This is a genomic window from Shinella sp. GW821-FHT10F02 (genome assembly GCF_058809275.1).
Window position 1 is genome coordinate 355,842 of record NZ_JBXASL010000006.1, and the last position, 23,539, is coordinate 379,380.

At 64.2% G+C, this 23,539-nt stretch carries 19 protein-coding genes and 4 tRNA genes; 12 read left to right on the forward strand and 11 right to left on the reverse strand.

Annotated elements, in window-relative coordinates; genetic code table 11:
* Positions 1-35 precede the first annotated feature (35 nt).
* The 4 genes from AC1RWL_RS20500 (at position 36) to recJ (ending at position 5,134) form a co-directional block, all read left to right on the forward strand.
* Positions 36-353: an SHOCT domain-containing protein gene (locus AC1RWL_RS20500; protein ID WP_493158464.1), complete on the forward strand. Its 318-nt coding sequence runs from the start codon at positions 36-38 to the stop codon at positions 351-353.
* 176 nt (positions 354-529) lie between these two features.
* Positions 530-1,747, forward strand: coding sequence for an LL-diaminopimelate aminotransferase (locus tag AC1RWL_RS20505; protein ID WP_256116021.1), 1,218 nt, complete (start codon positions 530-532; stop codon positions 1,745-1,747).
* 57 nt (positions 1,748-1,804) lie between these two features.
* Positions 1,805-3,127 (forward strand): homoserine dehydrogenase, encoded by a 1,323-nt coding sequence (locus AC1RWL_RS20510; RefSeq protein ID WP_439628539.1) that lies wholly within the window; start codon positions 1,805-1,807, stop codon positions 3,125-3,127.
* 198 nt (positions 3,128-3,325) lie between these two features.
* A complete protein-coding gene (gene recJ / locus AC1RWL_RS20515; RefSeq protein WP_493096196.1) occupies positions 3,326-5,134 on the forward strand; it encodes a single-stranded-DNA-specific exonuclease RecJ in 1,809 nt (602 codons plus the stop codon).
* Positions 5,135-5,167: 33 nt separating this feature from the next.
* Here recJ and AC1RWL_RS20520 read toward each other — a convergent pair.
* The 6 genes from AC1RWL_RS20520 to gloA form a co-directional block, all read right to left on the reverse strand.
* Positions 5,168-5,242 (reverse strand) — tRNA-Glu (locus AC1RWL_RS20520).
* Positions 5,243-5,370: 128 nt separating this feature from the next.
* Positions 5,371-5,445: transfer RNA gene (locus AC1RWL_RS20525), tRNA-Glu, on the reverse strand.
* 559 nt (positions 5,446-6,004) lie between these two features.
* On the reverse strand, positions 6,005-6,400 hold the full coding sequence (locus AC1RWL_RS20530; RefSeq protein WP_493096994.1) for a hypothetical protein: 396 nt from the start codon (positions 6,398-6,400) through the stop codon (positions 6,005-6,007).
* A 236-nt stretch (positions 6,401-6,636) separates the two neighbouring features.
* A tRNA-Glu gene (locus AC1RWL_RS20535) sits at positions 6,637-6,711 on the reverse strand.
* Between the two features lie 140 nt (positions 6,712-6,851).
* Complete coding sequence (locus AC1RWL_RS20540) at positions 6,852-8,177, reverse strand: YcbK family protein (RefSeq protein WP_493097086.1); 1,326 nt, start codon at positions 8,175-8,177, stop codon at positions 6,852-6,854.
* 350 nt (positions 8,178-8,527) lie between these two features.
* Positions 8,528-8,968 (reverse strand): lactoylglutathione lyase, encoded by a 441-nt coding sequence (gene gloA / locus AC1RWL_RS20545; RefSeq protein ID WP_493096995.1) that lies wholly within the window; start codon positions 8,966-8,968, stop codon positions 8,528-8,530.
* A gap of 196 nt (positions 8,969-9,164) precedes the next feature.
* On the opposite strand from gloA, the gene AC1RWL_RS20550 reads away from it, so the two are divergent.
* From AC1RWL_RS20550 to AC1RWL_RS20565, 4 genes are all read left to right on the forward strand, one after another.
* Positions 9,165-9,743 (forward strand): cold-shock protein, encoded by a 579-nt coding sequence (locus AC1RWL_RS20550; protein WP_493096996.1) that lies wholly within the window; start codon positions 9,165-9,167, stop codon positions 9,741-9,743.
* 50 nt (positions 9,744-9,793) lie between these two features.
* On the forward strand, positions 9,794-10,240 hold the full coding sequence (locus tag AC1RWL_RS20555; RefSeq protein ID WP_493096997.1) for a DUF192 domain-containing protein: 447 nt from the start codon (positions 9,794-9,796) through the stop codon (positions 10,238-10,240).
* Positions 10,241-10,335: 95 nt separating this feature from the next.
* A tRNA-Pro gene (locus AC1RWL_RS20560) sits at positions 10,336-10,412 on the forward strand.
* A 194-nt stretch (positions 10,413-10,606) separates the two neighbouring features.
* Entirely contained in the window at positions 10,607-11,095 is a 489-nt protein-coding gene (locus AC1RWL_RS20565; protein WP_492649484.1) for an RrF2 family transcriptional regulator, read from the forward strand.
* A 57-nt stretch (positions 11,096-11,152) separates the two neighbouring features.
* Here the strand turns inward: AC1RWL_RS20565 and AC1RWL_RS20570 are convergent, their stop codons facing one another.
* Complete coding sequence (locus AC1RWL_RS20570) at positions 11,153-12,079, reverse strand: pseudouridine-5'-phosphate glycosidase (protein ID WP_493096998.1); 927 nt, start codon at positions 12,077-12,079, stop codon at positions 11,153-11,155.
* Positions 12,080-12,137: 58 nt separating this feature from the next.
* Entirely contained in the window at positions 12,138-13,085 is a 948-nt protein-coding gene (locus AC1RWL_RS20575) for a carbohydrate kinase family protein (RefSeq protein ID WP_493096999.1), read from the reverse strand.
* A gap of 230 nt (positions 13,086-13,315) precedes the next feature.
* On the opposite strand from AC1RWL_RS20575, the gene recA reads away from it, so the two are divergent.
* The 3 genes from recA (at position 13,316) to AC1RWL_RS20590 (ending at position 18,819) form a co-directional block, all read left to right on the forward strand.
* A complete protein-coding gene (gene recA / locus AC1RWL_RS20580; RefSeq protein WP_435265447.1) occupies positions 13,316-14,410 on the forward strand; it encodes a recombinase RecA in 1,095 nt (364 codons plus the stop codon).
* 410 nt (positions 14,411-14,820) lie between these two features.
* Positions 14,821-17,484 carry an alanine--tRNA ligase gene (alaS, locus tag AC1RWL_RS20585; protein ID WP_493097000.1) on the forward strand — a complete coding sequence of 888 codons (2,664 nt, stop codon included), beginning with the start codon at positions 14,821-14,823 and terminating at the stop codon, positions 17,482-17,484.
* 102 nt (positions 17,485-17,586) lie between these two features.
* Complete coding sequence (locus AC1RWL_RS20590) at positions 17,587-18,819, forward strand: GGDEF domain-containing protein (protein WP_493097001.1); 1,233 nt, start codon at positions 17,587-17,589, stop codon at positions 18,817-18,819.
* Here the strand turns inward: AC1RWL_RS20590 and AC1RWL_RS20595 are convergent.
* Entirely contained in the window at positions 18,816-20,483 is a 1,668-nt protein-coding gene (locus AC1RWL_RS20595) for a SulP family inorganic anion transporter (RefSeq protein WP_439616890.1), read from the reverse strand. The genes AC1RWL_RS20590 and AC1RWL_RS20595 overlap by 4 nt on opposite strands.
* Positions 20,484-20,667: 184 nt before the next feature.
* On the opposite strand from AC1RWL_RS20595, the gene AC1RWL_RS20600 reads away from it, so the two are divergent.
* The gene (locus AC1RWL_RS20600; RefSeq protein WP_493097002.1) at positions 20,668-21,525 is read left to right on the forward strand and encodes an AraC family transcriptional regulator; all 858 of its coding nucleotides are present in this window, start codon (positions 20,668-20,670) and stop codon (positions 21,523-21,525) included.
* Between the two features lie 27 nt (positions 21,526-21,552).
* Here AC1RWL_RS20600 and AC1RWL_RS20605 read toward each other — a convergent pair whose 3' ends face one another.
* Entirely contained in the window at positions 21,553-22,191 is a 639-nt protein-coding gene (locus tag AC1RWL_RS20605) for a glutathione S-transferase family protein (protein ID WP_493097003.1), read from the reverse strand.
* Between the two features lie 113 nt (positions 22,192-22,304).
* Entirely contained in the window at positions 22,305-23,519 is a 1,215-nt protein-coding gene (locus AC1RWL_RS20610; RefSeq protein WP_319321644.1) for an NADP-dependent isocitrate dehydrogenase, read from the reverse strand.
* Positions 23,520-23,539: the final 20 nt, after the last annotated feature.

A 23,539-nucleotide genomic window follows, 5' to 3' on the forward strand; every position in this document is an offset into this window, starting at 1 on the left:
GAGCATACTGCCACATGGCGTTCGAATTCAGGCGCTTGAGCGCCGCCTTTCTCATGGCCGCCATGCCGGTCGTCCTTGCCGCCTGCGCTTCCAGCGAGACGCCCTCGACGGTCAACAGCGGCGCCAACCGCGCCGATGTCTATCCGGACATCACCGCGATCGTCAGCGCCGAGACGAAGCAGATGAGCGACGAGGAGGCAGCCAGCTACTCGGCGCGCCTGTCGTCACTGTCGCGCCGCCGCAGTTCCGGCGTGATTTCGGAGGCGGAATACCGTCGCCAGCTCGCCGAATTGCAGGCTCTGCGCGACGGACACGGCGCGGCGACACTTTCTGAGATCCAGGGCACGAATTAGCACTTGCCTTTCTTGCCGTTTGGCAGCAAAGCGATGGGCGGTCCCCTGGACCGCCGGCGCAGGCGAAGCGCCTTCATTTTGAACGCTTTCGCCCTTATCCGGTCACTTGATTCGCGTGGAGTTTTGCGTCTTCCGGCAGAGCCGCCGGAGGGGCTCCGCGCTCAACGGGGTAAAAGATGGAAGAGTTTCACAAGGTCCGGCGTCTGCCGCCGTATGTTTTCGAACAGGTCAACCGTTTGAAAGCAAGCGCGCGAGCGGGTGGCGCCGATATCATCGACCTTGGCATGGGCAATCCCGATCTGCCGACCCCCAAGGCGATCGTCGACAAGCTCTGCGAAGTCGTCCAGGACCCGCGCACCCATCGTTATTCCTCGTCCAAGGGCATTCCCGGTCTGCGCCGCGCCCAGGCCGCCTATTACGCCCGCCGTTTCGGCGTGAAGCTGAACCCGGAGACGCAGGTCGTCGCGACGCTGGGCTCGAAGGAAGGCTTCGCCAACATGGCGCAGGCGATCACTGCGCCTGGCGACGTCATCCTCTGCCCGAACCCCACCTATCCGATCCACGCCTTCGGCTTCCTGATGGCCGGCGGCGTGATCCGCTCGATGTCGGTCGAGCCGGACGAGAGCTTCTTCCCGCCGCTTGAGCGCGCCGTGCGCCACTCGATCCCGAAGCCGCTCGCGCTGATCATCAACTATCCGTCGAACCCGACGGCGCATGTCGCGACGCTCGATTTCTACAAAGACGTCATCGCGTTTGCGAAGAAGCACGACATCATCGTGCTGTCCGACCTTGCCTATTCGGAAATCTACTTCGACGACGCGCCGCCGCCGTCCGTGCTGGAAGTTCCGGGCGCCATCGACATCACCGTCGAGTTCACCTCGATGTCGAAGACCTTCTCCATGCCCGGCTGGCGCATGGGCTTTGCCGTCGGCAACGAACGCCTGATCGCGGCACTCACCCGCGTGAAATCCTATCTGGACTACGGCGCCTTCACGCCGATCCAGGTGGCGGCGACGCATGCGCTGAACGGCGACGGTGCGGACATTGCGGAAGTGCGCAGCATCTACAAGCGCCGCCGCGACGTCATGGTCGATACCTTCGGCAAGGCCGGCTTCGAGGTTCCGCCACCGGCGGCAACCATGTTTGCCTGGGCCAAGATCCCGGAAAAGTTCCGCCATCTCGGCTCGCTGGAATTCTCCAAGCTTCTCGTCGAGAAGGCCGACGTCGCGGTTGCCCCGGGCATCGGCTTCGGCGAGATGGGCGACGATTACGTTCGCCTCGCGCTGGTCGAGAACGAGCACCGCATCCGCCAGGCGGCGCGCAACATCAAGAAGTTCCTCTCCACGGCCGACGAGACGATGCACAACGTCATCTCGCTGAACGCCCATCGCTGACACCATCCGCCCTCCGCGCCAGGCGGAGGGCTTTTTCCAAAACGTTAGGACATGACCATGGCTGATGCCCTGAAGATCGGCATTGCGGGCTTGGGCACCGTTGGTGCTTCGCTCGCGAAGATTCTCGTCGAACGCAGGGACATGCTCACGACGACGTGCGGCCGGCCGATCGAGATTGTCGCCGTCACTGCGCGCACCAAGGGCCGCGATCGCGGCGTCGATCTTTCCGCCATCGAATGGTTCGACGATTCCGTCGCGCTCGCCCGCGAGGCGAAGATCGACGTCTTCGTCGAGTTGATGGGCGGGGCGGGCGATCCGGCCTATTCAGCAGTCAAGGCGGCATTGTCGCGCGGCGTGCATGTGGTGACCGCCAACAAGGCGCTGCTTGCCGCGCATGGCGTCGAGCTTGCCGGCATCGCGGAGAAAAACGGCTGCATCCTCAACTACGAGGCGGCTGTTGCCGGCGGCATCCCGGTCATCAAGGCGCTGCGTGAGTCGCTCACTGGCAACACGATTTCCCGCGTCTACGGCATCATGAACGGCACCTGCAACTACATCCTGACCAAGATGGAGAAGGAAGGCCTGTCCTTTGAGGCCTGCCTGAAGGAAGCCCAGCGCCTGGGTTATGCGGAAGCGGATCCGGCCTTCGACATCGAGGGCAACGACACGGCGCACAAGCTGTCGATCCTGACGACGCTCGCCTTCGGCACGAAAATCTCGGCCGACGATATCTATCTCGAAGGCATTACCAACATTTCGATCGACGACATCCGTGCCGCAGCCGACCTCGGCTACCGTATCAAGCTGCTCGGCGTGGCGCAGAAGACCGATACCGGTGTCGAACAGCGCGTGCACCCGACCATGGTGCCGCTCGATTCGGTCATCGCGCAAGTCGATGGCGTGACGAATGCCGTTGCAATCGAATCGGACATTCTCGGCGAGCTGTTGATGGTCGGCCCCGGTGCGGGCGGCAACGCAACGGCGTCCGCCGTGCTCGGCGACATCGCCGACATCGCGAAAAGCCGCCCCGGCGCGCAAACCGTCCCGGCGCTCGGCCGCCCGGCCGCGTCCCTTGCGCCCTACAAGCGCGCGCAGATCCGCAAGCACCACGGCGGCTACTTCATCCGCCTCTCGGTGGAAGACCGCACCGGCGTTTTCGCCAGCATCGCCAAGCACATGGCGGCAAACGGCATCTCGCTCGAATCGATCGTCCAGCGCGCGCAGTCCACGACCGAATCGACCGATCCGAAGACCATCATCCTCGTCACCCATGCGACGATGGAAGATTCGGTCCGCAAGGCGGTCGCCTCCATCAAGGGCGAAGGCTATCTCGTCGGCGAACCGCAGGTGATCCGCATCGAGCGGCCGAAGACGGCTTGATTCTCTGCCGTCGCGATCTGGCGCTACCCCCCTCTGCCCTGCCGGGCATCTCCCCCTCAAGGGGGGAGATCGGCAAGCGGCGGGAATTGTGCTCAAATCGCATCGTTGGTGATGGGCAAGACATCGCCCCATCCAATCTCCCCCCTTAAGGGGGAGATGCCCGGCAGGGCAGAGGGGGGTCGGCAGGCAGGAGCGGCCATGAGCATGCTGGAAAACGCAGATCCCGTCAGCCGCGCCTTTCTCGGCGTCGAGCGCTCGGCGACGGGCCAGCGCTGGGTGGCGCGGCTCGACCAGGCGGGGGAAAACCGCGCGCTGGCGATGAGCCAGACGCATGGCCTGCCGGACCTGATCTCGCGCGTACTGGCCGGCCGCGGCGTGCCTTTTGAGACCGCGCTCGAATTCCTCGATCCGACGCTGCGCCGCCTGATGCCCGAGCCCTACAGCCTGATGGACTGCGAGGCGGCGACGGAGCGGCTGGCGCGCGCCGTGGAGCGCGGCGAGCGCGTGGCGATCTTCGGCGATTACGACGTCGACGGCGCGTCCTCCTCGGCACTGCTCTACCGTTTCCTCGTGCATTTCGGCGTGCAGGCGGAAATCTACATTCCCGACCGCATTTTCGAGGGCTATGGCCCGAATCCCAACGCCATCGCCCAGCTCATCGAGCGCGGCGCGCAGCTGATCGTCACCGTCGATTGTGGCTCGACCAGCCACGAATCGCTGGCGGTCGCGCGCGATCGCGGCATCGATGTCGTGGTGATCGACCACCATCAGGTCGGCGAGGACCTGCCGCCAGCCCATGCCCTGGTCAATCCCAATCGCGAAGACGATCTGTCGGGGCAGGGGCACCTCTCCGCCGCCGGCGTCGTCTTCCTCGTGCTGGTGGCCTTGCAGCGCGTTTTGCGCGCGCGGGGCGATATGCGGGCCGCCGGCTTCGATCTCCTATCCATTCTCGATCTCGTGGCGCTCTCCACGGTCTGCGACGTTGTTCCGCTGAAGGGGCTCAACCGCGCCTATGTGGTGAAGGGGCTCGTCGCCGCGCGCCATCTCGGCAATGCCGGCCTGACGGCGCTCCTGAAGCAGGCGGGCATCGGCGGGCCGGTGACGCCCTACCATCTCGGTTTCCTCGTCGGCCCGCGCATCAATGCCGGAGGGCGCATCGGCGATGCGGCGCTGGGCAGCCGCCTGCTGACCATCGACGAGCCCGGCGAGGCGGAACGCATCGCCAAGCAGCTCGACGAGCTCAACCGCGAGCGCCAGGCCATGGAAGCCGCCATGCTCGCCGAGGCGGAAGCCGAAGCGCAGGCGGAATACGGCACCGGCGAAAGCGCCTCGGTGATCCTGACGGCCCGTGAGGGCTGGCATCCAGGCGTCGTCGGCCTGCTCGCCTCGCGGCTGAAGGACCGCTTCCGCCGTCCCGCCTTCGCCATCGCCTTCGATCCCTCCGGCAAGGGCACCGGCTCCGGCCGCTCGATCAGCGGCTTCGATCTCGGGCGCATGGTGCGCGCCGCTGTGGACGAGGGCATCCTGGTGAAGGGCGGTGGCCACGCCATGGCGGCCGGCCTGACGGTGGAGCGGGCCAATCTCGGCCGCCTGCGCACCTTCTTCGAGGAACGCGCCGAGCGCACCGTGCGCGATCTCGTGGCCGTGGAAACGCTGAAGATCGACGGCGCGATGAGCGCCAGCGGCGCCACCCTGGCGCTCGCCGACCAGCTCGAACAGGCCGGCCCCTACGGCTCCGGCCATCCGCAACCGATCTTCGCGCTGCCGGCACACCGTGTCCGCGATGTGCGCCCTGTCGGCGTCAACCACCTGCGCATCGCGCTTGAAGGTCCCGATGGCGGGCGGATCGATGCCATGGCGTTCCGCGCGGCGGAGGCCGATCTCGGCATGTTCCTGATGAAGGAGCGCGGCCAGGCGGTGCACTTCGCGGGCACGCTTTCGGCCGATAGCTGGCAGGGCAGCCGGCGCATGCAGTTCCGCGTGCTGGACGCGGCAAAGGCGTTCTGACGGATGTGTTTTGGGAGAATTCGACGGGGGAAGTGGCACGCCCTAGGGGAGTCGAACCCCTCTTTTCAGAATGAAAATCTGACGTCCTAACCGATAGACGAAGGGCGCGTGCGGTGGGCGACTTCTAGTCGGGCCTATTGATTTGCGCAAGCCCTAAAGGCAGGATTTTTCTCTTTTTTCCCGCTCGATCGACGAGCCGGTCCAAAGAGGTCGAGACTGTATTCGGGGAGGGAAAGTGGCACGCCCTAGGGGAGTCGAACCCCTCTTTTCAGAATGAAAATCTGACGTCCTAACCGATAGACGAAGGGCGCGTGCGGTGGGCGTCTTCTAATCAGGACCGGCCGGATGCGCAAGACGGAAAATCGCGAAAATCGCAACTTTTTCATCGGTGGAAACCGGAACCCACAGGGCAGGGCGCCGTCGTTGAATTGACGACTGGCAATTTCGCGGGAGCCTTCCCATATAATCCTTGCTGAAGGTCCTGAGGTTGCCGCCGTTGACCCTCCCGGCGGTGCCCGTTGGCTCAGCTCCGTTGCCGTTGTCGGCAACACGCAGCCGCTCGTCCGGCATGCTGGGCCGGACGAGCGGTGCGACTGAGCGGATCGAGACCCCGGAGCGCTGGGCCATACTCGACGGGGCCTCTCTCCCGACCGCGTAAGATCGCAGCCGTAAATCCTCAACGATCCTTAACCATATGTCGTTCCACGCCGGAGCGAGCACGAAAAGCTTCGGGCGGTCATGAATACGTGATGTGGTGGGGAAGTGGGACGCGCGGGGTAAAGGACTCGAATAAAATCATTGAGTTACCGCGGCGCTCGTCATAGGCGGCGTAGCCGTCTGATTGACCGGCGAGCGATATAAAACTGTTGGCTATGCCTTCAGGATTCTCAACATTTCTTCCTGCTCACTATCGTCAATGTCCCCATCAATTAAATCTCCGATCTCATCGAACCTTCCGATGATTTCTACGATCATTTCCTCGTCACCTGCATCGTACGCGATATCAATGGGATGAAGCGCTCCGTTGGTGTTACCGGAAATATAGCCACGTCGTACAAATGACGCCCACTGATGGACGGCATCAGCACTGCAGTGGCCACTGCGCCACTCCTCCAATACTCTTATTAACGCGAAGCGGGATACTTTTAGTCGGGGAATTTTCGCAGCCGCATCCTGTAGCTCGGGATGGCTAGCGGCCAGAACGACAGCGAGGCAATTTATGTTTCCTTCTACGACTTCTGTGATGGCTGCTTCCAAACTTTCCATTGTGCACATCCATGATTCCGTTGGGTTTGGTAGTGCTGTCGGGACTTGTTTCGAACGAGCGCGCGTCTTCATTCTACTGTGTCTATGCCGCAGAAGGCATCTTCCCCAAGATTTCAGATTGACAGCGCTATCCTATTGCGCCGAAAAATTGAGATAATCGAAGCTAAAACCCGATGCATTCACCGAGACAGCAAAATGGTCTCAATGGAGAAAGGTATGGATTTTGGTGGGGGAGGTGGCACGCCCTAGGGGAGTCGAACCCCTCTTTTCAGAATGAAAATCTGACGTCCTAACCGATAGACGAAGGGCGCGTGCGGTGGGCGTCTTATAGAAGGGCGCTTTGGCTTCCGCAAGCGGGAAAAAGCCGTTGTGACAAAAAAATGAAAAGCCGCCCTGGGGGCGGCTTCGGATGCGGGAAAGTGCACCAATTACAGGAGCTTAGGTCGAAAGCCTATTTGCGCCGGCGGCAGCGCCAGTTCCAGTCGCGTTCCGGGCCGACGTCGATATGCACGGATTCGGTGTGGCAATAGGTGCCCACGCCGCCGCGACCGGGCATGCTGCGCAGATATTCCGCAAGCTCCCATTTGGTGACGCCCGCGATCTGGATATCGGCGGCCTCGCAGCGCGTATGCAGCGATTGTTTCGCGCGGTTGCGTTTCAGATCGCGCAGGCCCGAGGTAACGATGATCGGCTTGTCATAATGCGTTTCGATCGTCTTCAGCACCTGCAGCAATTCCGGCTTGAAACAGCCGGTCTTCACCTTTTCGGTTTGCAGCCACAACCCGTTCGGCGCGAGCCGCGCAAGGCCTGCAAGCGAGGCCACTTCCTTGAACTGCGGTGCGTCGTCCTCGACCTCCTCGGATTCCGAGTGATCGGTCGAAAACAGCGCATTGGCGGTCGAAACGCCGGGGAGCGTGCCGAGCGACGCCTTGCGCGTCGCATTTGCGCTGTCGCGGTTGAGGACACGGCGCGGCTGCTCGGCAAAACGATCGCCGTCGAACTGGTCTTTCGCTTCGCGCTTGCTGGCGAAGAGCGAGGCGAGCGTCACCGTCTTGCGCGGCTGGTCCTTCTTCGTCTGCGTCTCGGCAAGAGCGACCTGAGCCGTCGTTTCCGGCAGCGTCACGCTGTCTTCCGCGGGTGTCGTGAGGGCGAGATCGGCGGCATTGCCGGCCGCTGCCTCCGCGACGAGCGCCGTGCGCGCGGTCTTCGGGATCGGCACGTTGTCCGGCAGCACCACTTCGGCCTGCTCGTCGCCGAGCGTTTCGAGCGGCTGCTGCCCGTTCGATTCGACCTGCGGCATGTCCTCGACCGGCAAGCGGCCGGACTGGTCCGCGCCCTGCGCCTCGCCGGAACCGGCATAGAGGCTCTTGACGGAGGCATTCGTGCCCGACGTCTGCGTCGCATAGGCGGTGCTCGTCTGCCCGCCATTCGCATAGATGCTCGACTGGCCGGCATTCAGCGTGGTCTGCTGCATGACGAGGCCCGCCATGTCGCGCCCGGCCTCTTCGCCGGCGACCTGGCCGCCCGCCGTCGCTCCGGCGTCGGCCGTGACGGATGGATCCTTCGCCGTGCCTTGAGCGGCGTCGGCGGTCACCACCGGCGTGGTGGTGTCGTCGGTGCTGCCCTCGGCGACCGTCTCTTCATTTTCCTGCACGGCCTTGTTTTCCGCGCGCATATCCGTGGAGACTGCGGAAACGCAGCCCGAGAGCGTGGCGACCGACACGGCCAGCAGCAATCCATACCGCAGCGCCTTCAGGCCTGGCCACTTTCCCTGCATATCCTGCAAAGGCTTTCCCCCGCTTTCGACGTTCGCGCCCTCGGTCTTGCCGCCGATCGGGCCATTTCTTCAAACAGTCGCAACCGCAAGCGAAAAAAGCCGAAGGGCCAGGCTGCGGTTGCCGCGATGTTACCGTTTCGGCCAAAAGTGTAAAGGCCGAAGCGTGTGGAGCCGAGAACGCAATACGGGAAGCAAACCGGCCGGAATCGGCCAAGGCGCCCCTCTCGCTGGCGATCGACCGGAAGGCAAGAAATCCCGGCCAAATACGGCGAAACGATGGTCTTGTGACAAAGCTATAGGACGCAAGCTTTGCCCGGAGCTTGCGTCCCGCAGGACTTGCCGGGCCGGTCCTACCAGACGCCGGTATTGCCCATCGAGGCCCAGGGCTCGGCTGGCGCCAGGTTTTCGCCCTTCTGCAGGATCTCGATGGAAATGCCGTCCGGCGAGCGCACGAAGGCCATGTGGCCTTCACGCGGCGGGCGGTTGATGGTGATGCCGTTGTCCATCAGCTTCTGGCAGAGCGCATAGATATCGTCGACCTCATAGGCGAGGTGACCGAAATTGCGCCCGCCGGCATAATCCTCGGTGTCCCAGTTGTAGGTGAGCTCCAGGCACGGCGCCGCATTTTCGCGCGCGGCGTCGACATCCTCGGCGGCCGCCAGGAAGATCAGCGTGAAGCGGCCCTTTTCGTTCTCGTAGCGGCGCACTTCCTTGAGGCCGAACAGCGTCGAGTAGAAGTTGAGGGACTGGTCGACGTCTTTGACGCGGACCATCGTGTGGAGATAACGCATTGGAAAATCCTCTGAATGTGGGGTCGTCCGAAAGAGTAGGGTTTTGTCAGCCTCAGGCAAGCCTTGCAGCCTACCAATAGGGCCGGCAAAACTTTCAAAGGGGCTTGCGCATTCGCATCGGGACAATGTTATTCTGGTTATCAAGAATCAGTTAACCGTAAACTCATGTGACGCGTAAACGAGGGGCTGGCAGGTCATGGTGGACAGGGTGTCTTCAAAGGAAATCACGACCCGTGATGACCAGAGCAATGACGCCGTCGATCTGATCGAGATCACCGGCATCATCAAATGGTTCGACGTCGCCAAGGGCTTCGGCTTCATCGTGCCGGACAGTGGCATGCAGGATGTCCTGCTGCACGTCACCTGCCTCAGGCGCGATGGCTACCAGACGGTTCTGGAAGGAACGCGCGTCGTCGCGCTGATCCAGAAGCGCGACCGCGGCTACCAGGCCTTCCGCATTCTTTCCATGGACCAGTCGACCGCCGTGCATCCCTCGCAAATGCCGCCGGTGAAGACCCACGTCCAGGTCACGCCGTCGAGCGGGCTGGAGCGCGTGCTGGTCAAGTGGTTCAACCGCACCAAGGGCTTCGGCTTCCTGACGCGCGGCGAGGGCACCGAGGATATCTTCATCCACATGGAGACGCTGCGCCGCTTCGGCCTCACCGAGCTTCGTCCTGGCCAGGTCGTGCTCGTGCGCTTCGGCGATGGTGAAAAGGGCCTGATGGCCGCGGAAATCCACCCGGACATGCCGGTTCCCGGCAACAGGGCGCACTGATGGTGTGTCTCGCGCGGACGTTCGGCTTCGCGCGCCTGGCGAGCGCCGTCATGGCGCTTTTTTTCTGTTTCTCGCTCGTAGCCCATGCCGCGGAAACCTTTGATAAGCAGCCGCTGACGATCGTGACCAAGGATGGCAAGAGCCACGTCTTCACGGTCGAACTCGCCGTCACGCCGCGCCAGCGCGAGCAAGGCCTTATGAACCGACGCGAAATGGCCGATGACCACGGCATGCTCTTCGCCTTCGGCGAAACCCGGCAGGTCTTCATGTGGATGAAGAACACCTACCTGCCGCTCGACATGCTGTTCATCGCCAAGGACGGCAAGGTGCGCGCCATCAAGGAAAACGCCGAGCCGCTTTCCGAAGCGATCATCGATTCGCAGGGACCGATCGACTACGTGCTGGAACTCAACGGCGGCACCGTCAAACGCCTCGGCATCCGCGCCGGCAACCGCGTTCAGAATGAACTCCTGGAATCCCAGCGCAAGGCGCAATAGACCATCCCCGCATTTCTCGCTACAAGCGCCCGAAAGCGCCTATTAGCTGTTGCGGCAGCCGGCGGATGCGTGTATCTCCCCTTCGCCGGGACGGACGGAGTGTAGCGCAGTCTGGTAGCGCATCTGGTTTGGGACCAGAGGGTCGGGAGTTCGAATCTCTCCACTCCGACCATCGGCAAGGCCTGAGCTTTCAGGCTTCCGGCATTCTCCTTTCAACGCAAATTTTACTCGTTAGCTATTCGTGGGCTTCCGTGCCCAGGATAACGAATCTGCCGTTGCGCCTCGCCTGAGAAATCTCCTCACCCCGCCGTTTACAAAAAGCATAGAATACGGATAATAAATATCCTTATTGCGCGGATGGGTTTGATGATCCTCAAGAGCCAAGTCGAATGGGCACTGCACTGTTGTGCCATTCTCGCCGGACTTCCAGACGGGCGTTATCTTTCCACCAAGGCTCTCGCCGAGTTCCACGGCTTGCCGAAGGAATATCTCTCCAAGGCGTTGCAAAGCCTTTCCCAGGCGAAGCTGGTCGAATCGACGCTGGGGCCGAGCGGCGGTTATCGCCTTGCCCGCCCGACCGCGGAAATAACCTTTCTCGATGTCGTGGAGGCTGTCGAAGGCAAGGAACGGACCTTCGCCTGCAGCAATATCCGCGCCAACAATCCCTGCCGTCCCGAAGGTTATTGCGAAGCCGGCCCCTGCGCGGTTGCCCGTGTCATGTGGGATGCCGACGAGGCATGGCGCGCAAAGCTGCGCAGCGTCAGCCTCGCGGCACTCGTCCAGACACTGGAGCAGGAAATCCCGACCACGCTCTGGCAGAGCAGTTTCCAATGGGTGTTAAAACGCGCGGGTTGATCCAGGTCGGATAAAAGCGGAGGAGGCGGCCGGCGCAAACCGGCCACCTCCGGATCGTCAATCCACCAGCGCCACGGCGATTTCCGCCGCCAGTCGTGCGTTGTTCTCCACCAGCGCGACGTTCGTCTTCAGGCTGCGGCCGTCGGTCAGGCGGAAGAGGCTGTCGAGCAGGTAGGGTGTCACGGCCTTGCCGGCGATCTCGTCGCGTTCGGCATTGTCGAGCGCGCGGGCGATGTAGATCTCCATTTCCTCGCGCGGGATTTCCTCGGCTTCCGGCACCGGATTGGCGATCAGCATGCCGCCGTCGACGCCGAGCTGGTCGCGCACCGTCTGGAAATTGGCGATGGCCGCCGGGCTGTTCAGCGTCAGCGGGCTCTTCAGCCCCGAATCGCGCGACCAGAAGGCGGGGAAGACCGGGCTGTCATAGGTGACGACCGGTACGCCGCGTGTTTCGAGCACTTCCAGCGTCTTCGGAATGTCGAGGATCGCCTTGGCGCCGGCGCACACGACGATGACGCCCGTGCGCGACAGCTCGTCGAGGTCGGCGGAAATGTCGAAGGTCTCTTCCGCCTTGCGGTGCACGCCGCCGATGCCGCCGGTGGCGAAAACCCGGATGCCGGCGCGCGCGGCACCGATCATCGTCGCGGCGACGGTGGTGGCGCCCGTGCGCCGCTCCGCGATCGCGAAGGCGAGGTCGGCGCGTGACAGCTTCATGGCGCCTTCGGTCTTCGCGAGCGTTTCGAGCGTCGCATCGTCGAGGCCGATATGCAGCACGCCATCGATGACGGCGATCGTCGCCGGTACGGCGCCTTCCTCGCGGATGATGCGCTCGACGCTGCGGGCCATGTCCAGGTTGCCCGGATAGGGCATGCCATGGGTGATGATCGTCGATTCGAGCGCGACGATCGGCGCGCCGCGCGCCTTGGCGGCGGCGACTTCTTCCGAATACTGCATCGGCAGGAGGGCGGAGGCGGGTCTGGTCATGCTGGATCCTTGCGGAAATCTGGTCGAATTTTCAGGCGGAATTTTCGGCAAGAAAGTCTCATGCCATCCATTCGGCCCGGGGCACAAGAGAAAGTGCGGCGGCAAGGGCCGCCTGCGACATTTCTTCGGCCACGGCCAGCGGCGAGCGCACGGTGATCGCGGCGGCTGCCGCCCCGTGGCGCAGCGCCTCGCCGAGATCGCGCCCGGCAAGCCAGGCGCTGACGAAACCGGAGGCCAGCGAATCGCCCGCACCGGTAACATCGGCGAGCGCCGGGATTTCCGGTGGCGTGACCAGGACCGCGCGCTTCGCATCGAAGGCGATGACGCCCCGCCCGCCGCGCGTCACCACGCCCGCGGCAAGGCCTGCGGCGCGCAAGGCCTTCGGCCAGTCGGCCGGGTTTTCCGGTGCAGCCCCCGTCAGCGTGCGCGCCTCCGCCTCGTTCATGAACAGGAAGGCGAGGGCGGAGAGGGTTTGTTCGAACCGCACGACCTTGGCCGGCGAGATGGCGATGCCGGCGATCGGCACGCCGGCGGCCGCCGCGGCCTTCGCCATCGCGCCGAGCGTTTCGGCCGGCAGGTTGGCATCCGTGAGGATCATGCCCGCCGCCGCGACCGCCTCGCGCATGGCCCGCTGCTGCAAGCGCCGCGGCGAGAACAGCCGGTAGAGGTCCATGTCGGCGAGCGCGATGACGAGGTTGCCGTCGCGTTCGATGATCGCGGTATAACTCGGCGTCGCCCGGTCGAGGAAGGTGAAGGGGGTGTCCTCGATGCCCGCCGCCGCTGCGGCCGCCGCGACGATATCGCCGTCCGCATCGCCGCCGCGCGGCGAGACGAGCCGCACCGCATGCCCCAGCCGCGCGAGGTTGCGCGCCGCATTGAAGGCGCCGCCGCCCGCTTCCACGAACCAGCCGCCGGGATTGCTCGCTCCCGGCGTCGTCTCGCCGGCAATGCGTCCGCGCCTGTCCACATGGGCGCCGCCCATCACCAGTATCGTCTTTCCCGTCATCGTCTTCCTTCGCACCCGCCCGATTCGGCCCCGAAGGCCCGGCACCAAGGCGGGTATACCCTTGTTCCTGCGTGGCTTTATCCCACCGAAACGAAAATAGAACACGCCCCCGATTCACAAAAACATTCAAAAGGATAAATGCACCTTGCGAAATGAGAACAAAATGTGTACATAGCTTTCATCGGCGGGTTCGTTGCCTGTCTTGCTTCAATAACCTAAAGGTGGACGGAATGGCACAGAACACTTTGCGGCTCGTAGAGGATAAAGCAGTGGATAAAAGCAAGGCACTCGAGGCGGCACTCTCCCAGATCGAGCGCTCCTTCGGCAAGGGCTCCATCATGAAACTCGGCGGCAAGGACAGCGTCATCGAGATCGAGACGATCCCGACCGGTTCGCTGAGCCTCGACATCGCGCTCGGCGTCGGCGGCCTGCCCAAGGGCCGCATCATCGAGATCTACGGCCCGGAAAGCTCGGGCAAGACGACGCTGGCGCTGCAGACCATTGCGGAAGCCCAGAAGAAGGGCGGCATCTGCGCCTTCGTCGACGCCGAACACGCGCTCGACCCGGTCTATGCCCGCAAGCTTGGCGTCGATCTGGAAAACCTCCTGATTTCGCAGCCCGACACCGGCGAGCAGGCGCTGGAAATCACCGACACGCTGGTGCGCTCCGGCGCAATCGACGTGCTCGTGATCGACTCGGTCGCCGCGCTCACGCCGCGCGCCGAAATCGAAGGCGAGATGGGCGAGAGCCTGCCCGGCCTCCAGGCCCGCCTGATGAGCCAGGCGCTGCGCAAGCTGACAGCGTCGATCTCCAAGTCGAACACGATGGTGATCTTCATCAACCAGATCCGCATGAAGATCGGCGTCGTCTACGGTTCGCCGGAGGTGACGACGGGCGGCAACGCGCTGAAGTTCTACGCCTCCGTCCGCCTCGACATCCGCCGCATCGGCGCGGTCAAGGAGCGTGACGAGGTCATCGGCAACCAGACCCGCGTCAAGGTCGTCAAGAACAAGATGGCGCCGCCCTTCAAGCAGGTCGAGTTCGACATCATGTATGGCGAGGGCGTCTCCAAGACGGGCGAGCTCATCGACCTCGGCGTCAAGGCCGGCATCGTCGAAAAGTCGGGCTCCTGGTTCTCCTATAACAGCCAGCGCCTCGGCCAGGGCCGCGAGAACGCCAAGACGTTCCTGCGCGACAATCCGGATCTTGCCAACGAGATCGAGACGTCACTGCGCCAGAATGCCGGCCTCATCGCCGACCGCTTCCTGGAAAACGGTGGCCCTGATCCGAACGATTCCAGCGACGACGACGCTGCGGCGATGTAATCGCCGCGCAACGCCCGCAAGAATATCGAAAAACCGGCCTCTTCTTCGTGAAGGGCCGGTTTTTTGATGTCTGGACAGGTGCCGAGGCGGGCGATAAAAGCCTTCAGTTCTCGCGCGCGACCAAAGGTTTCCGGCCTTCCGCAAGACAGGCGGCAGGCGCGCAGTTTCGACGGAATTCGTGGGTGGATGGCCTTCACGGACCTTCCGGGCGGGCACTCTGCGGCGTCGCGCGTCGAACAGGACGCGCAAGGACGCCGTAGGATTTTGAATTCGCTGCCTATTTCCCAAATCGGGTGCGGTTTGGGAAATAGGCAGCAGCCGGCGAGGCGGTTGCGCCGTCGTTGCGGGACAATTGGGTGGGTAATGCGCCGGTTTTCAGGTGCAGACGGTGCAGAGATGAAGGACGCGATATGAACGGCGTGAATGAAATCCGGTCGACTTTCCTCGACTATTTCCGAAAGAACGGACACGAGGTCGTGCCGTCCAGCCCGCTCGTGCCGCGCAACGACCCGACGCTGATGTTCACCAATGCCGGCATGGTGCAGTTCAAGAACGTCTTCACCGGCCTGGAATCGCGTCCCTATTCGACGGCGGTCTCCGCGCAGAAATGCGTGCGCGCCGGCGGCAAGCACAACGACCTCGACAATGTCGGTTACACCGCGCGCCACCACACCTTCTTCGAGATGCTCGGCAATTTTTCCTTCGGCGACTATTTCAAGGAGCGCGCGATCGAGCTTGCCTGGAACCTGATCACCAAGGAATTCGGCATCGACAGGAACCGCCTGCTCGTCACCGTCTACCACACCGACGACCAGGCCTTCGGCCTCTGGAAGAAGATCGCCGGCCTTTCCGACGACCGCATCATCCGCATCGCGACCAGCGACAATTTCTGGGCCATGGGCGATACCGGCCCCTGCGGTCCCTGTTCCGAGATTTTCTACGACCATGGCGATCATATCTGGGGCGGCCCGCCCGGCTCGCCGGAAGAGGATGGCGACCGGTTCATCGAGATCTGGAACCTCGTCTTCATGCAGTTCGAGCAGATCACCAAGGAAGAGCGCGTCGACCTGCCGCGCCCGTCGATCGATACCGGCATGGGCCTGGAGCGCGTCGCGGCTCTCCTTCAGGGCAAGCATGACAACTACGACATCGACCTCTTCCGCGCGCTGATCGACGCCTCCGTCGAGGCGACCGGCGTGAAGGCCGAGGGCGAGGCGCGCGCCAGCCACCGCGTCATTGCCGATCACCTGCGCTCCTCCGCCTTCCTGATCGCCGACGGCGTGCTGCCGGCAAAGGACGGCCGCGGCTACGTGCTGCGCCGCATCATGCGCCGCGCCATGCGCCACGCGCAGCTCCTCGGTGCCAAGGACCCGCTGATGTGGAAGCTGCTGCCGACGCTCGTCGGCGAGATGGGCCGTGCCTATCCGGAACTCCAGCGCGCCGAAGCGCTGATCTCCGAGACGCTGAAGCTGGAAGAGACCCGTTTCCGCACGACGCTGGAACGTGGCCTGACGCTGCTTTCCGACGCAACGACCACGCTCGGCAAGGGCGACATGCTGGATGGCGAGACCGCCTTCAAGCTTTACGACACCTATGGCTTCCCGCTCGACCTGACGCAGGACGCGCTGCGCGCCCGCGAGATCGGTGTCGATCTGTCCGGCTTCACCGATGCGATGGAGCGCCAGAAGGCGGAAGCCCGCTCGCACTGGGCCGGTTCCGGCGACAAGGCGACCGAGACGATCTGGTTCGAGCTCAAGGAGAAGTTCGGCGCGACCGAATTCCTCGGCTACGACACCGAGACCGCCGAAGGCGTCGTCCAGGCCATCGTGCGTGATGGCAAGGCGGTCGATGCCGCCTCGGCCGGCGACGAGGTGCAGCTCGTCGTCAACCAGACGCCGTTCTACGGGGAATCCGGCGGCCAGATGGGCGACACGGGCGTCATTTCCGCGGACAATGCCAAGCTCGACGTGTCGGACACGCAGAAGAAGGGCGAGGGCGTTTTCGTCCATGTCGCGACCGTCAAGGACGGCACGCTGAAGGTCGGCGACGCGGTAGCGCTCACCGTCGATCACGCCCGCCGCTCGCGCCTGCGCGCCAACCATTCGGCAACGCACCTGCTGCATGAGGCGCTGCGCGAAGTCCTCGGCACCCACGTCGCCCAGAAGGGCTCGCTGGTCGCGCCTGAACGCCTGCGCTTCGACGTCTCGCACCCCAAGCCGATGTCGGCGGAGGAACTGCGCGTCATCGAGGACATGGCCAACGAGATCATCGTGCAGAATTCGCCGGTCACGACCCGCCTGATGACGGTGGACGACGCGATCGCGGAAGGCGCCATGGCGCTGTTCGGCGAAAAATACGGCGACGAGGTGCGCGTGGTCGCCATGGGCACCGGCGTGCGCGGCGCGAAGGCCAACCGGCCCTATTCGGTCGAGCTCTGCGGCGGCACGCATGTCGCGGCCACCGGCGAGATCGGCCTCGTGCGCATCCTGTCAGACAGCGCCGTCGGCTCCGGCATCCGCCGCCTCGAAGCGCTGACGGGCGAGGCGGCCCGCGCCTATCTCGCCGAGCAGGACGAACGCGTGAAGGCGCTTGCCACCACGCTGAAGGCCCAGCCCGGCGAAGTGCTCGCCCGCGTCGAGGCGCTGGTCGATGAGCGCCGCAAGCTGGAGCGTGAACTGACCGAGGCGAAGAAGAAGCTGGCGCTTGGCGGCGGCGGCACGAGTGGCGGCGACGATGGCGTGCGCGAGGTCGCGGGCGTCAAATATCTCGGCAAGGTCGTCACCGGCGTCGAGCCGAAGGACCTGAAAAGCCTGGCGGACGAGGGCAAGAAGAGCCTCGGTTCCGGCGTGGTCACCTTCGTCGGCGTTTCGCCGGACGGCAAGGCGAGCGCCGTGGTCGCCGTGACGGACGACCTGACCGGCCGCTTCAGCGCGGTCGATCTGGTGCGCCGCGCCTCCGAGGCGCTCGGCGGCAAGGGCGGTGGTGGACGGCCCGACATGGCGCAGGCCGGCGGACCGGACGGCGCGAAGGCGGCCGAAGCGATCGAGGCGGTCGCCCGTGCCATAGCCGGCTGACGAAGACATTTTTGACGGTAGAACGGCGGGCCTTGCCCGCCGTTTTCGTTTGCGAAGTCTTCAACGTTTCCGCCTAGCCTGTCCGCGCGCGGAGTGTTTGTTTTGATTGAAGATGTCATCAGCATATCGACCTTGATGATCTGCACCTTCCTGGCGACGACGGTCATCGGGATTTTCCTGCTGCAGGTCTGGCTCACCGACCGCCGGCATGCGGCAGCGGCCGGGTACTGGTGCCTTTCCATGTGGATCGGATCGCTCTGCACCTTGCTCTTCGCACTGCGCCCAATCGGGCCGCCGCTCCTGACCGTCGGTCTCGGCAACGCGCTTGCAGCCTGCGGCTACGCTTTCATGTGGGCCGGTTTTCGCGTTTTCGATCGCCGCCGCGTCTATCCCGTCGTGCTGCTGGCCGGGCCGCTTGCCTGGTCCCTCATCTACCTGCTGGTGCCGCCGGTGACGGCTGATGTCAACAACCGCATCGTCGTGATTTCGGTAATCATCACCGCCTATTCGCTGTGGATCGCCGCTGATATCTGGCGCGAGCGTCGCGCCGAGCCGCTGCCGACCCGCACGATCGCCGCGTTCTTTTTCCTGACGCACGGCATCATCTATTCGCTGCGCATCCCCATGGCGTTGCTTGTGCCGGCGCCGCTGGCGCATGGCACCGCCTATTCCACCTGGTTCGCGGTCTTCACGTTGGAGCTTTTCGCCCACACGATTCTCGCCGCCGTCGCCATGCTGGTGCTCATCAAAGAGCGCGGCGAGGCGCTCTATCGCCAGGCGTCCCGCACCGATGCGCTGACGGGCATCGCCAATCGCGGCTCTTTCCTGGACGACATGCAGAAGCGGCTGGCCGACCGCTCGCCCGGCACGCTGATGATCTTCGACCTCGATCGCTTCAAGGCGATCAACGACACGCATGGTCATGTCGCGGGCGATATCGTGCTGAAACGGTTTTCCGCCCGCATTTCCGCCGGGCTGGAGGCGAACATGCTGTTCTGCCGCTTCGGCGGGGAAGAGTTCGCGCTTTACGCGCCGGGGCATGACATCGCGCGCGCCGAACAGTTCGCGGAAGGGCTGCGGCGCGAGGTCGAGTCGCTCGCGATCAGCAACGAGGGCCGCGACATCGCGGTTTCCGTCAGTATCGGGCTTGCCGATGTCGCCACCTTCGGCACGGATTTCGACCGCCTGCATTCGGCGGCCGATTCTGCGCTCTATGCAGCGAAGGCGGGCGGGCGCAACCAGGTCATGCGCGCGGTGCCCGCGGCCGGCCTTGCCGATCTCGCGGAGCGCATGCGCGCACCCGTCATTTCCCCCGTCGGCATCGCCATCGGCTAACGTGCGGCAATCTCGTTCATGGCCGCGTCCACCGTGGCGGTGAAGGTGACCCGCGGCGGGTGCAGCTCGTGGGCTTCCAGCATGCGGCGCATGTCGGGCTTGAGCCCGGTGATGAACACGCGCACGCCGGCGCGTTCCGCCTTGCGCACGAGGCCTTCGATCACGCTCGCCGCCGTCGAATCCAGCAGCGGCACGTCCGCGCAATCGAGCACGAAGTTGCGGCGCTGGTCGGCGATGCGGTCGAGCACGGAGCCGACGCTGGCCGCAGCACCGAAGAAGAACACGCCGCTGATGCGGTAGATCACCGTATCCGGATCGTTCGCGATGACGGGCCGCTCCGGCAGGCCGGTGTCTTCCCCAGCATTTTCGATGGCCCGCACGATCTGCGGCACCGTCTCCTCGCGGATGTTCACCGCCTTGCCCATGCGGTCGATGAACAGCACGGCGCCGAGCAGGAAGCCGACGACGATGCCTTCCGTCAGGTCGCGGAACACGACGAGCAGGAAGGTGACGGCGAGCACCGCAGCATCCCCGCGCGACGAGCGGAAGAGGGCGGCGATAGCGGGCCGTTCGACCATGTTGAACGACACGACCGCCAGCACGCCGGCAAGCGCCGCGAGCGGAATGTAGCTTGCGAGCGGTGCGGCGACGAGCATGAAGAGCAGCAGGAAAACCGAATGCAGCATGCCGGAAACCGGGCTGGTGGCGCCGGAACGCACATTCGTCGCCGTGCGGGCGATCGTGCCCGTCACGCAGATGCCGCCGAACAGCGCCGAGCCGATATTGGCGAATCCCTGCGCGATAAGCTCCATGCTGGAGCGGTGGCGCCGCCCCGTCATGCCGTCTGCGACGACCGCGGAGAGCAGCGATTCGATGGCGCCAAGCAGCGCGAAGGCGACCGCATCGGGCAGCACGGCGATGACGAGGTCCGGCGAGAAGGACGGCAGCGCCGGAACCGGCAGGCCGCGCGGAATGCCGCCGAAGCGGGTGCCGATCGTATCGGCCGGCAAGGAGAGAAGGGCGGTTGCCGCGGATGCGATGGCGACGGCGATGAGGAGATTGGGCCAGGCGGGACGGAAGCGCCGCAGCAGCAGGATGATGGCGATGGTGACGCCGGCAACGCCGAAGGCGGCGGGGCTGAAGGTCGGCCGCGCCGCCCAGAGTGCCGCGAGCTTTTCGAGGATCGGTCCCGGCTCCTGTCCGCCAAGCTTCAGGCCGAGGAGCTCGCCGATCTGGCTGGCGAAGATGATGACGGCGATGCCGGCGGTGAAGCCGACCGTCACCGGATAGGGAATGAACTTGATGAATTTGCCGAGCCGCAGGTAGCCGGCGAGCGCGAGAATGATGCCGGAGAGAAATGTCGCAAGCAGCAGGCCTTCGACGCCGTGTCGCGCGACCGTCGCGGCGACGAGCACGATGAAGGCGCCGGCCGGTCCGCCCACCTGGAAGCGGCTGCCGCCGAGTGCGGAGACGAGGAAGCCGCCGACGATCGCCGTATAGAGGCCGCGGTCGGGCGTGACGCCGGAGGCAATCGCGATCGCCATGGACAGCGGCAACGCGACGATGGCGACGGTGAGGCCGGACAGCACGTCCGCCTTCAGTCGCGCCGGCCCGTAACCCTCCGCGAAAACGCTGGCGAGCTTCGGCATCAGGGTATCGGTCATGGGGCGCCTCAGGAGGCCGGTGGAAGGGGAAAGGCTGGCCGGCGAGCGCATCTCACGCCGAGTCGCCCGTTTTTGCAATGACGGACGTCAAAGCCTTGTGAAAATTGCAAGGCAAGGCAGAAGCGCAGGATTTGTGAAATCGCCGCATGCTTGGTTGAATGGGTCCCGACGAAAGAGGTGCGGCATGGGCGAGAATGAAATCTGGGCGAGCTACGAGAAGCGTCTGTCGCGCGTATCCGCCTATATCTACGATCATCTGGACGAGGATATCGACCTCGACCGGCTGGCGGAGATCGCCTGCCTTTCGGCGCATCACTGGCACCGCGTCTACCGGGCCGTGCACAACGAAACGCTGGCGGCGACCGTCCGCCGGCTTCGTCTGCACCGGGCCGCGGGAGACCTGGTGCGGTCCGACCAAACCGTACGGGACATCGCCGCGCGATGGGGCTACCGCAATCTCCAGTCGTTCACGCGCACCTTCGCGGCTGCCTATGGCATGCCGCCGGCGCGCTACCGGCGGGAGGGGAGCCATCGCGCCTTCGAACCCCAAAGCGGCAAGGAGCCGACCCGCATGTACGACATCACCATCCGCACCCTACCTGAACAGACGCTGCTCGGCGTTCCCCATGCCGGGTCCTATATGGGCATCGGCAAGGCCTTCGAGGCGCTTTACGGCGCGCTGTTCTCCCGCAACATCTTCCGGCCGGACATGCGCATGGTCGGGGTCTTTCTCGACGATCCGGATCTCGTGGCGGAGGACAAGCTGCGCTCCTTCGCCTGCGTTACGGCGGACGGCGCCGTTCCCGCCGAAGCCCCGCTGGTTCGCCGAACGCTTGCAGGCGGCGATTATGCGGTGCTGCGCCACCAGGGGCCGTATGCCAATATGGGCGCGGCCTACCGGTGGCTCTACGCCACCTGGCTGCCGGCCTCCGGCCGCTCCATCCGCGACGAGGTGATGTTCGAGACCTATCTCAACAATCCGCGCGAGGTGCCGCCAAGCGAACTCTTGACGGAAATCCACCTGCCGCTTCAGCCGGTCTGATGAAGGCGGGGCGGGTGATAACCCGCCCTAGCCGGCCTTCGCTGCCGCAAGCTGGCGGTGCATTTCCTCGTCGTCGATGGCGGTGGCGCGTTTGCTCGCCGGGCGTTCCTTCAGCCGGTCCCAATAGGCCTTGAATTCCGGCCGGGGCTCCAGCGAGCCGAACTGGAGGCCCCAGCTGATATGGGCGCCGACATAGACATCGGCGGCGGTGAAGCTGTCGCCGGTGATGTAGGGATGCTGCGTTACGGCATAGGCGAGGGTGTCCATCACCGATTCGTAGCTGCCGCAGCCGATGCTGCGGTGACGCTCCTTCGGCACCTCCAGCCCGAAAGCCTTGATCGAAACCGCCATCTCCAGCGGCCCGGCGGCGAAGAACAGCCAGCGGTAATAGTCGCCGCGCTGGTCGGTCGGCGGCGCGAGGCCGGCCTCCGGAAAGGCATCGGCGAGATAGGCGCAGATCGCGGCGGCTTCCGTCACGATGGTCTTGCCGTGGCGGATGCAGGGCACCTTGCCCATGGGGTTGATCGCCAGATAGTCGGGCGATTTCATCGATCCGTCGAAGGTCAGCCATTCCGTGCGATAGGGCGCGCCGACTTCCTCCAGCATCCAGCGGGCAATGCGCGCGCGCGACATGGGATTGGCATAGAAGATCAGGTCCTCGGCCATGCTGTTCTCCTCTCACAAATGGTGGACGGGAGGATAGGGCGCGGGGTTGCCGCCGCAAGAGCGGACAAAGAAAAAGCCCGGCGCGAGGCCGGGCTTTCGGGAGATCGTCTGGCTCAGGCCGCCATGGCCTTGCGGAGGTTTTCGTCGATCTTGTCGAGGAAGCCGGTGGTGGAGAGCCAAGGCTGGTCGGGGCCGATGAGCAGCGCCAGGTCCTTCGTCATGAAGCCGGATTCGACCGTGTCGACGCAGACCTTTTCCAGCGTGTCGGCAAAGCGCGCGAGCTCGGCATTGTTGTCCAGCTTGGCGCGGTGCGCGAGGCCGCGCGTCCAGGCGAAGATCGAGGCGATCGAGTTGGTCGAGGTTTCCTCGCCCTTCTGGTGCTGGCGATAGTGGCGCGTCACCGTGCCGTGCGCGGCTTCCGCTTCCACCGTCTGGCCATCCGGCGTCATCAGAACCGAGGTCATGAGACCCAGCGAGCCGAAGCCCTGGGCCACGATGTCCGACTGCACGTCGCCGTCGTAGTTCTTGCAGGCCCAGACGTAACCGCCGGACCACTTCAGCGCCGAGGCGACCATGTCGTCGATCAGGCGGTGTTCGTACCAGATCTTCGCTTCCTTGAACTTTTCGGCGAATTCCTTGTCGAAGACCTCCTGGAAGATGTCCTTGAAGCGGCCGTCATAGACTTTCAGGATGGTGTTCTTGGTCGAGAGATAGACCGGCACCTTGCGCTGCAGGCCGTAGTTCAGCGAGGCGCGGGCGAATTCGGTGATCGAATCGTCGAGGTTGTACATGCCCATGGCGACGCCGGCGGACGGGGCGTCGAACACGTCGTACTCGATTTCCTTGCCGTCCTCGCCGACGAACTTCATCGTCAGCTTGCCCTTGCCGGGGAACTTGAAATCGGTGGCGCGGTACTGGTCGCCGAAGGCGTGGCGGCCGACGATGATCGGCTTGGTCCAGCCGGGCACGAGGCGCGGCACGTTCTTGCAGATGATCGGCTCGCGGAAGATGACGCCGCCCAGGATGTTGCGGATCGTGCCGTTCGGCGACTTCCACATCTTCTTCAGCTTGAATTCCTCGACGCGGGCTTCGTCCGGAGTGATCGTCGCGCACTTGACGCCGACGCCATGCTTCTTGATGGCGTTGGCCGCGTCGATCGTCACCTGGTCGTCGGTGGCGTCGCGGTTTTCCATGCCGAGGTCGTAATATTCGAGGTCGACGTCCAGGTAGGGATGGATCAGCTTGTCCTTGATGAACTGCCAGATGATGCGCGTCATCTCGTCGCCGTCGAGCTCGACGACGGGGTTGGCGACCTTGATCTTTGCCATGGAGAGCCTCGTGTTTTGTA

Coding starts and splice junctions, on each gene's coding strand:
- recA (WP_435265447.1), top strand. CDS start 13,316: ATGGCACAGAACACTTTGCGGCTCGTAGAGGATAAAGCAGTGGATAAA.
- AC1RWL_RS20595 (WP_439616890.1), bottom strand. CDS start 20,483: ATGACCGATACCCTGATGCCGAAGCTCGCCAGCGTTTTCGCGGAGGGT.
- gloA (WP_493096995.1), bottom strand. CDS start 8,968: ATGCGTTATCTCCACACGATGGTCCGCGTCAAAGACGTCGACCAGTCC.
- AC1RWL_RS20610 (WP_319321644.1), bottom strand. CDS start 23,519: ATGGCAAAGATCAAGGTCGCCAACCCCGTCGTCGAGCTCGACGGCGAC.
- AC1RWL_RS20550 (WP_493096996.1), top strand. CDS start 9,165: ATGGTGGACAGGGTGTCTTCAAAGGAAATCACGACCCGTGATGACCAG.
- AC1RWL_RS20605 (WP_493097003.1), bottom strand. CDS start 22,191: ATGGCCGAGGACCTGATCTTCTATGCCAATCCCATGTCGCGCGCGCGC.
- AC1RWL_RS20575 (WP_493096999.1), bottom strand. CDS start 13,085: ATGACGGGAAAGACGATACTGGTGATGGGCGGCGCCCATGTGGACAGG.
- alaS (WP_493097000.1), top strand. CDS start 14,821: ATGAACGGCGTGAATGAAATCCGGTCGACTTTCCTCGACTATTTCCGA.
- AC1RWL_RS20510 (WP_439628539.1), top strand. CDS start 1,805: ATGGCTGATGCCCTGAAGATCGGCATTGCGGGCTTGGGCACCGTTGGT.
- AC1RWL_RS20555 (WP_493096997.1), top strand. CDS start 9,794: ATGGCGCTTTTTTTCTGTTTCTCGCTCGTAGCCCATGCCGCGGAAACC.
- AC1RWL_RS20540 (WP_493097086.1), bottom strand. CDS start 8,177: ATGCAGGGAAAGTGGCCAGGCCTGAAGGCGCTGCGGTATGGATTGCTG.
- AC1RWL_RS20570 (WP_493096998.1), bottom strand. CDS start 12,079: ATGACCAGACCCGCCTCCGCCCTCCTGCCGATGCAGTATTCGGAAGAA.
- recJ (WP_493096196.1), top strand. CDS start 3,326: ATGAGCATGCTGGAAAACGCAGATCCCGTCAGCCGCGCCTTTCTCGGC.
- AC1RWL_RS20600 (WP_493097002.1), top strand. CDS start 20,668: ATGGGCGAGAATGAAATCTGGGCGAGCTACGAGAAGCGTCTGTCGCGC.
- AC1RWL_RS20505 (WP_256116021.1), top strand. CDS start 530: ATGGAAGAGTTTCACAAGGTCCGGCGTCTGCCGCCGTATGTTTTCGAA.
- AC1RWL_RS20530 (WP_493096994.1), bottom strand. CDS start 6,400: ATGGAAAGTTTGGAAGCAGCCATCACAGAAGTCGTAGAAGGAAACATA.
- AC1RWL_RS20565 (WP_492649484.1), top strand. CDS start 10,607: ATGATCCTCAAGAGCCAAGTCGAATGGGCACTGCACTGTTGTGCCATT.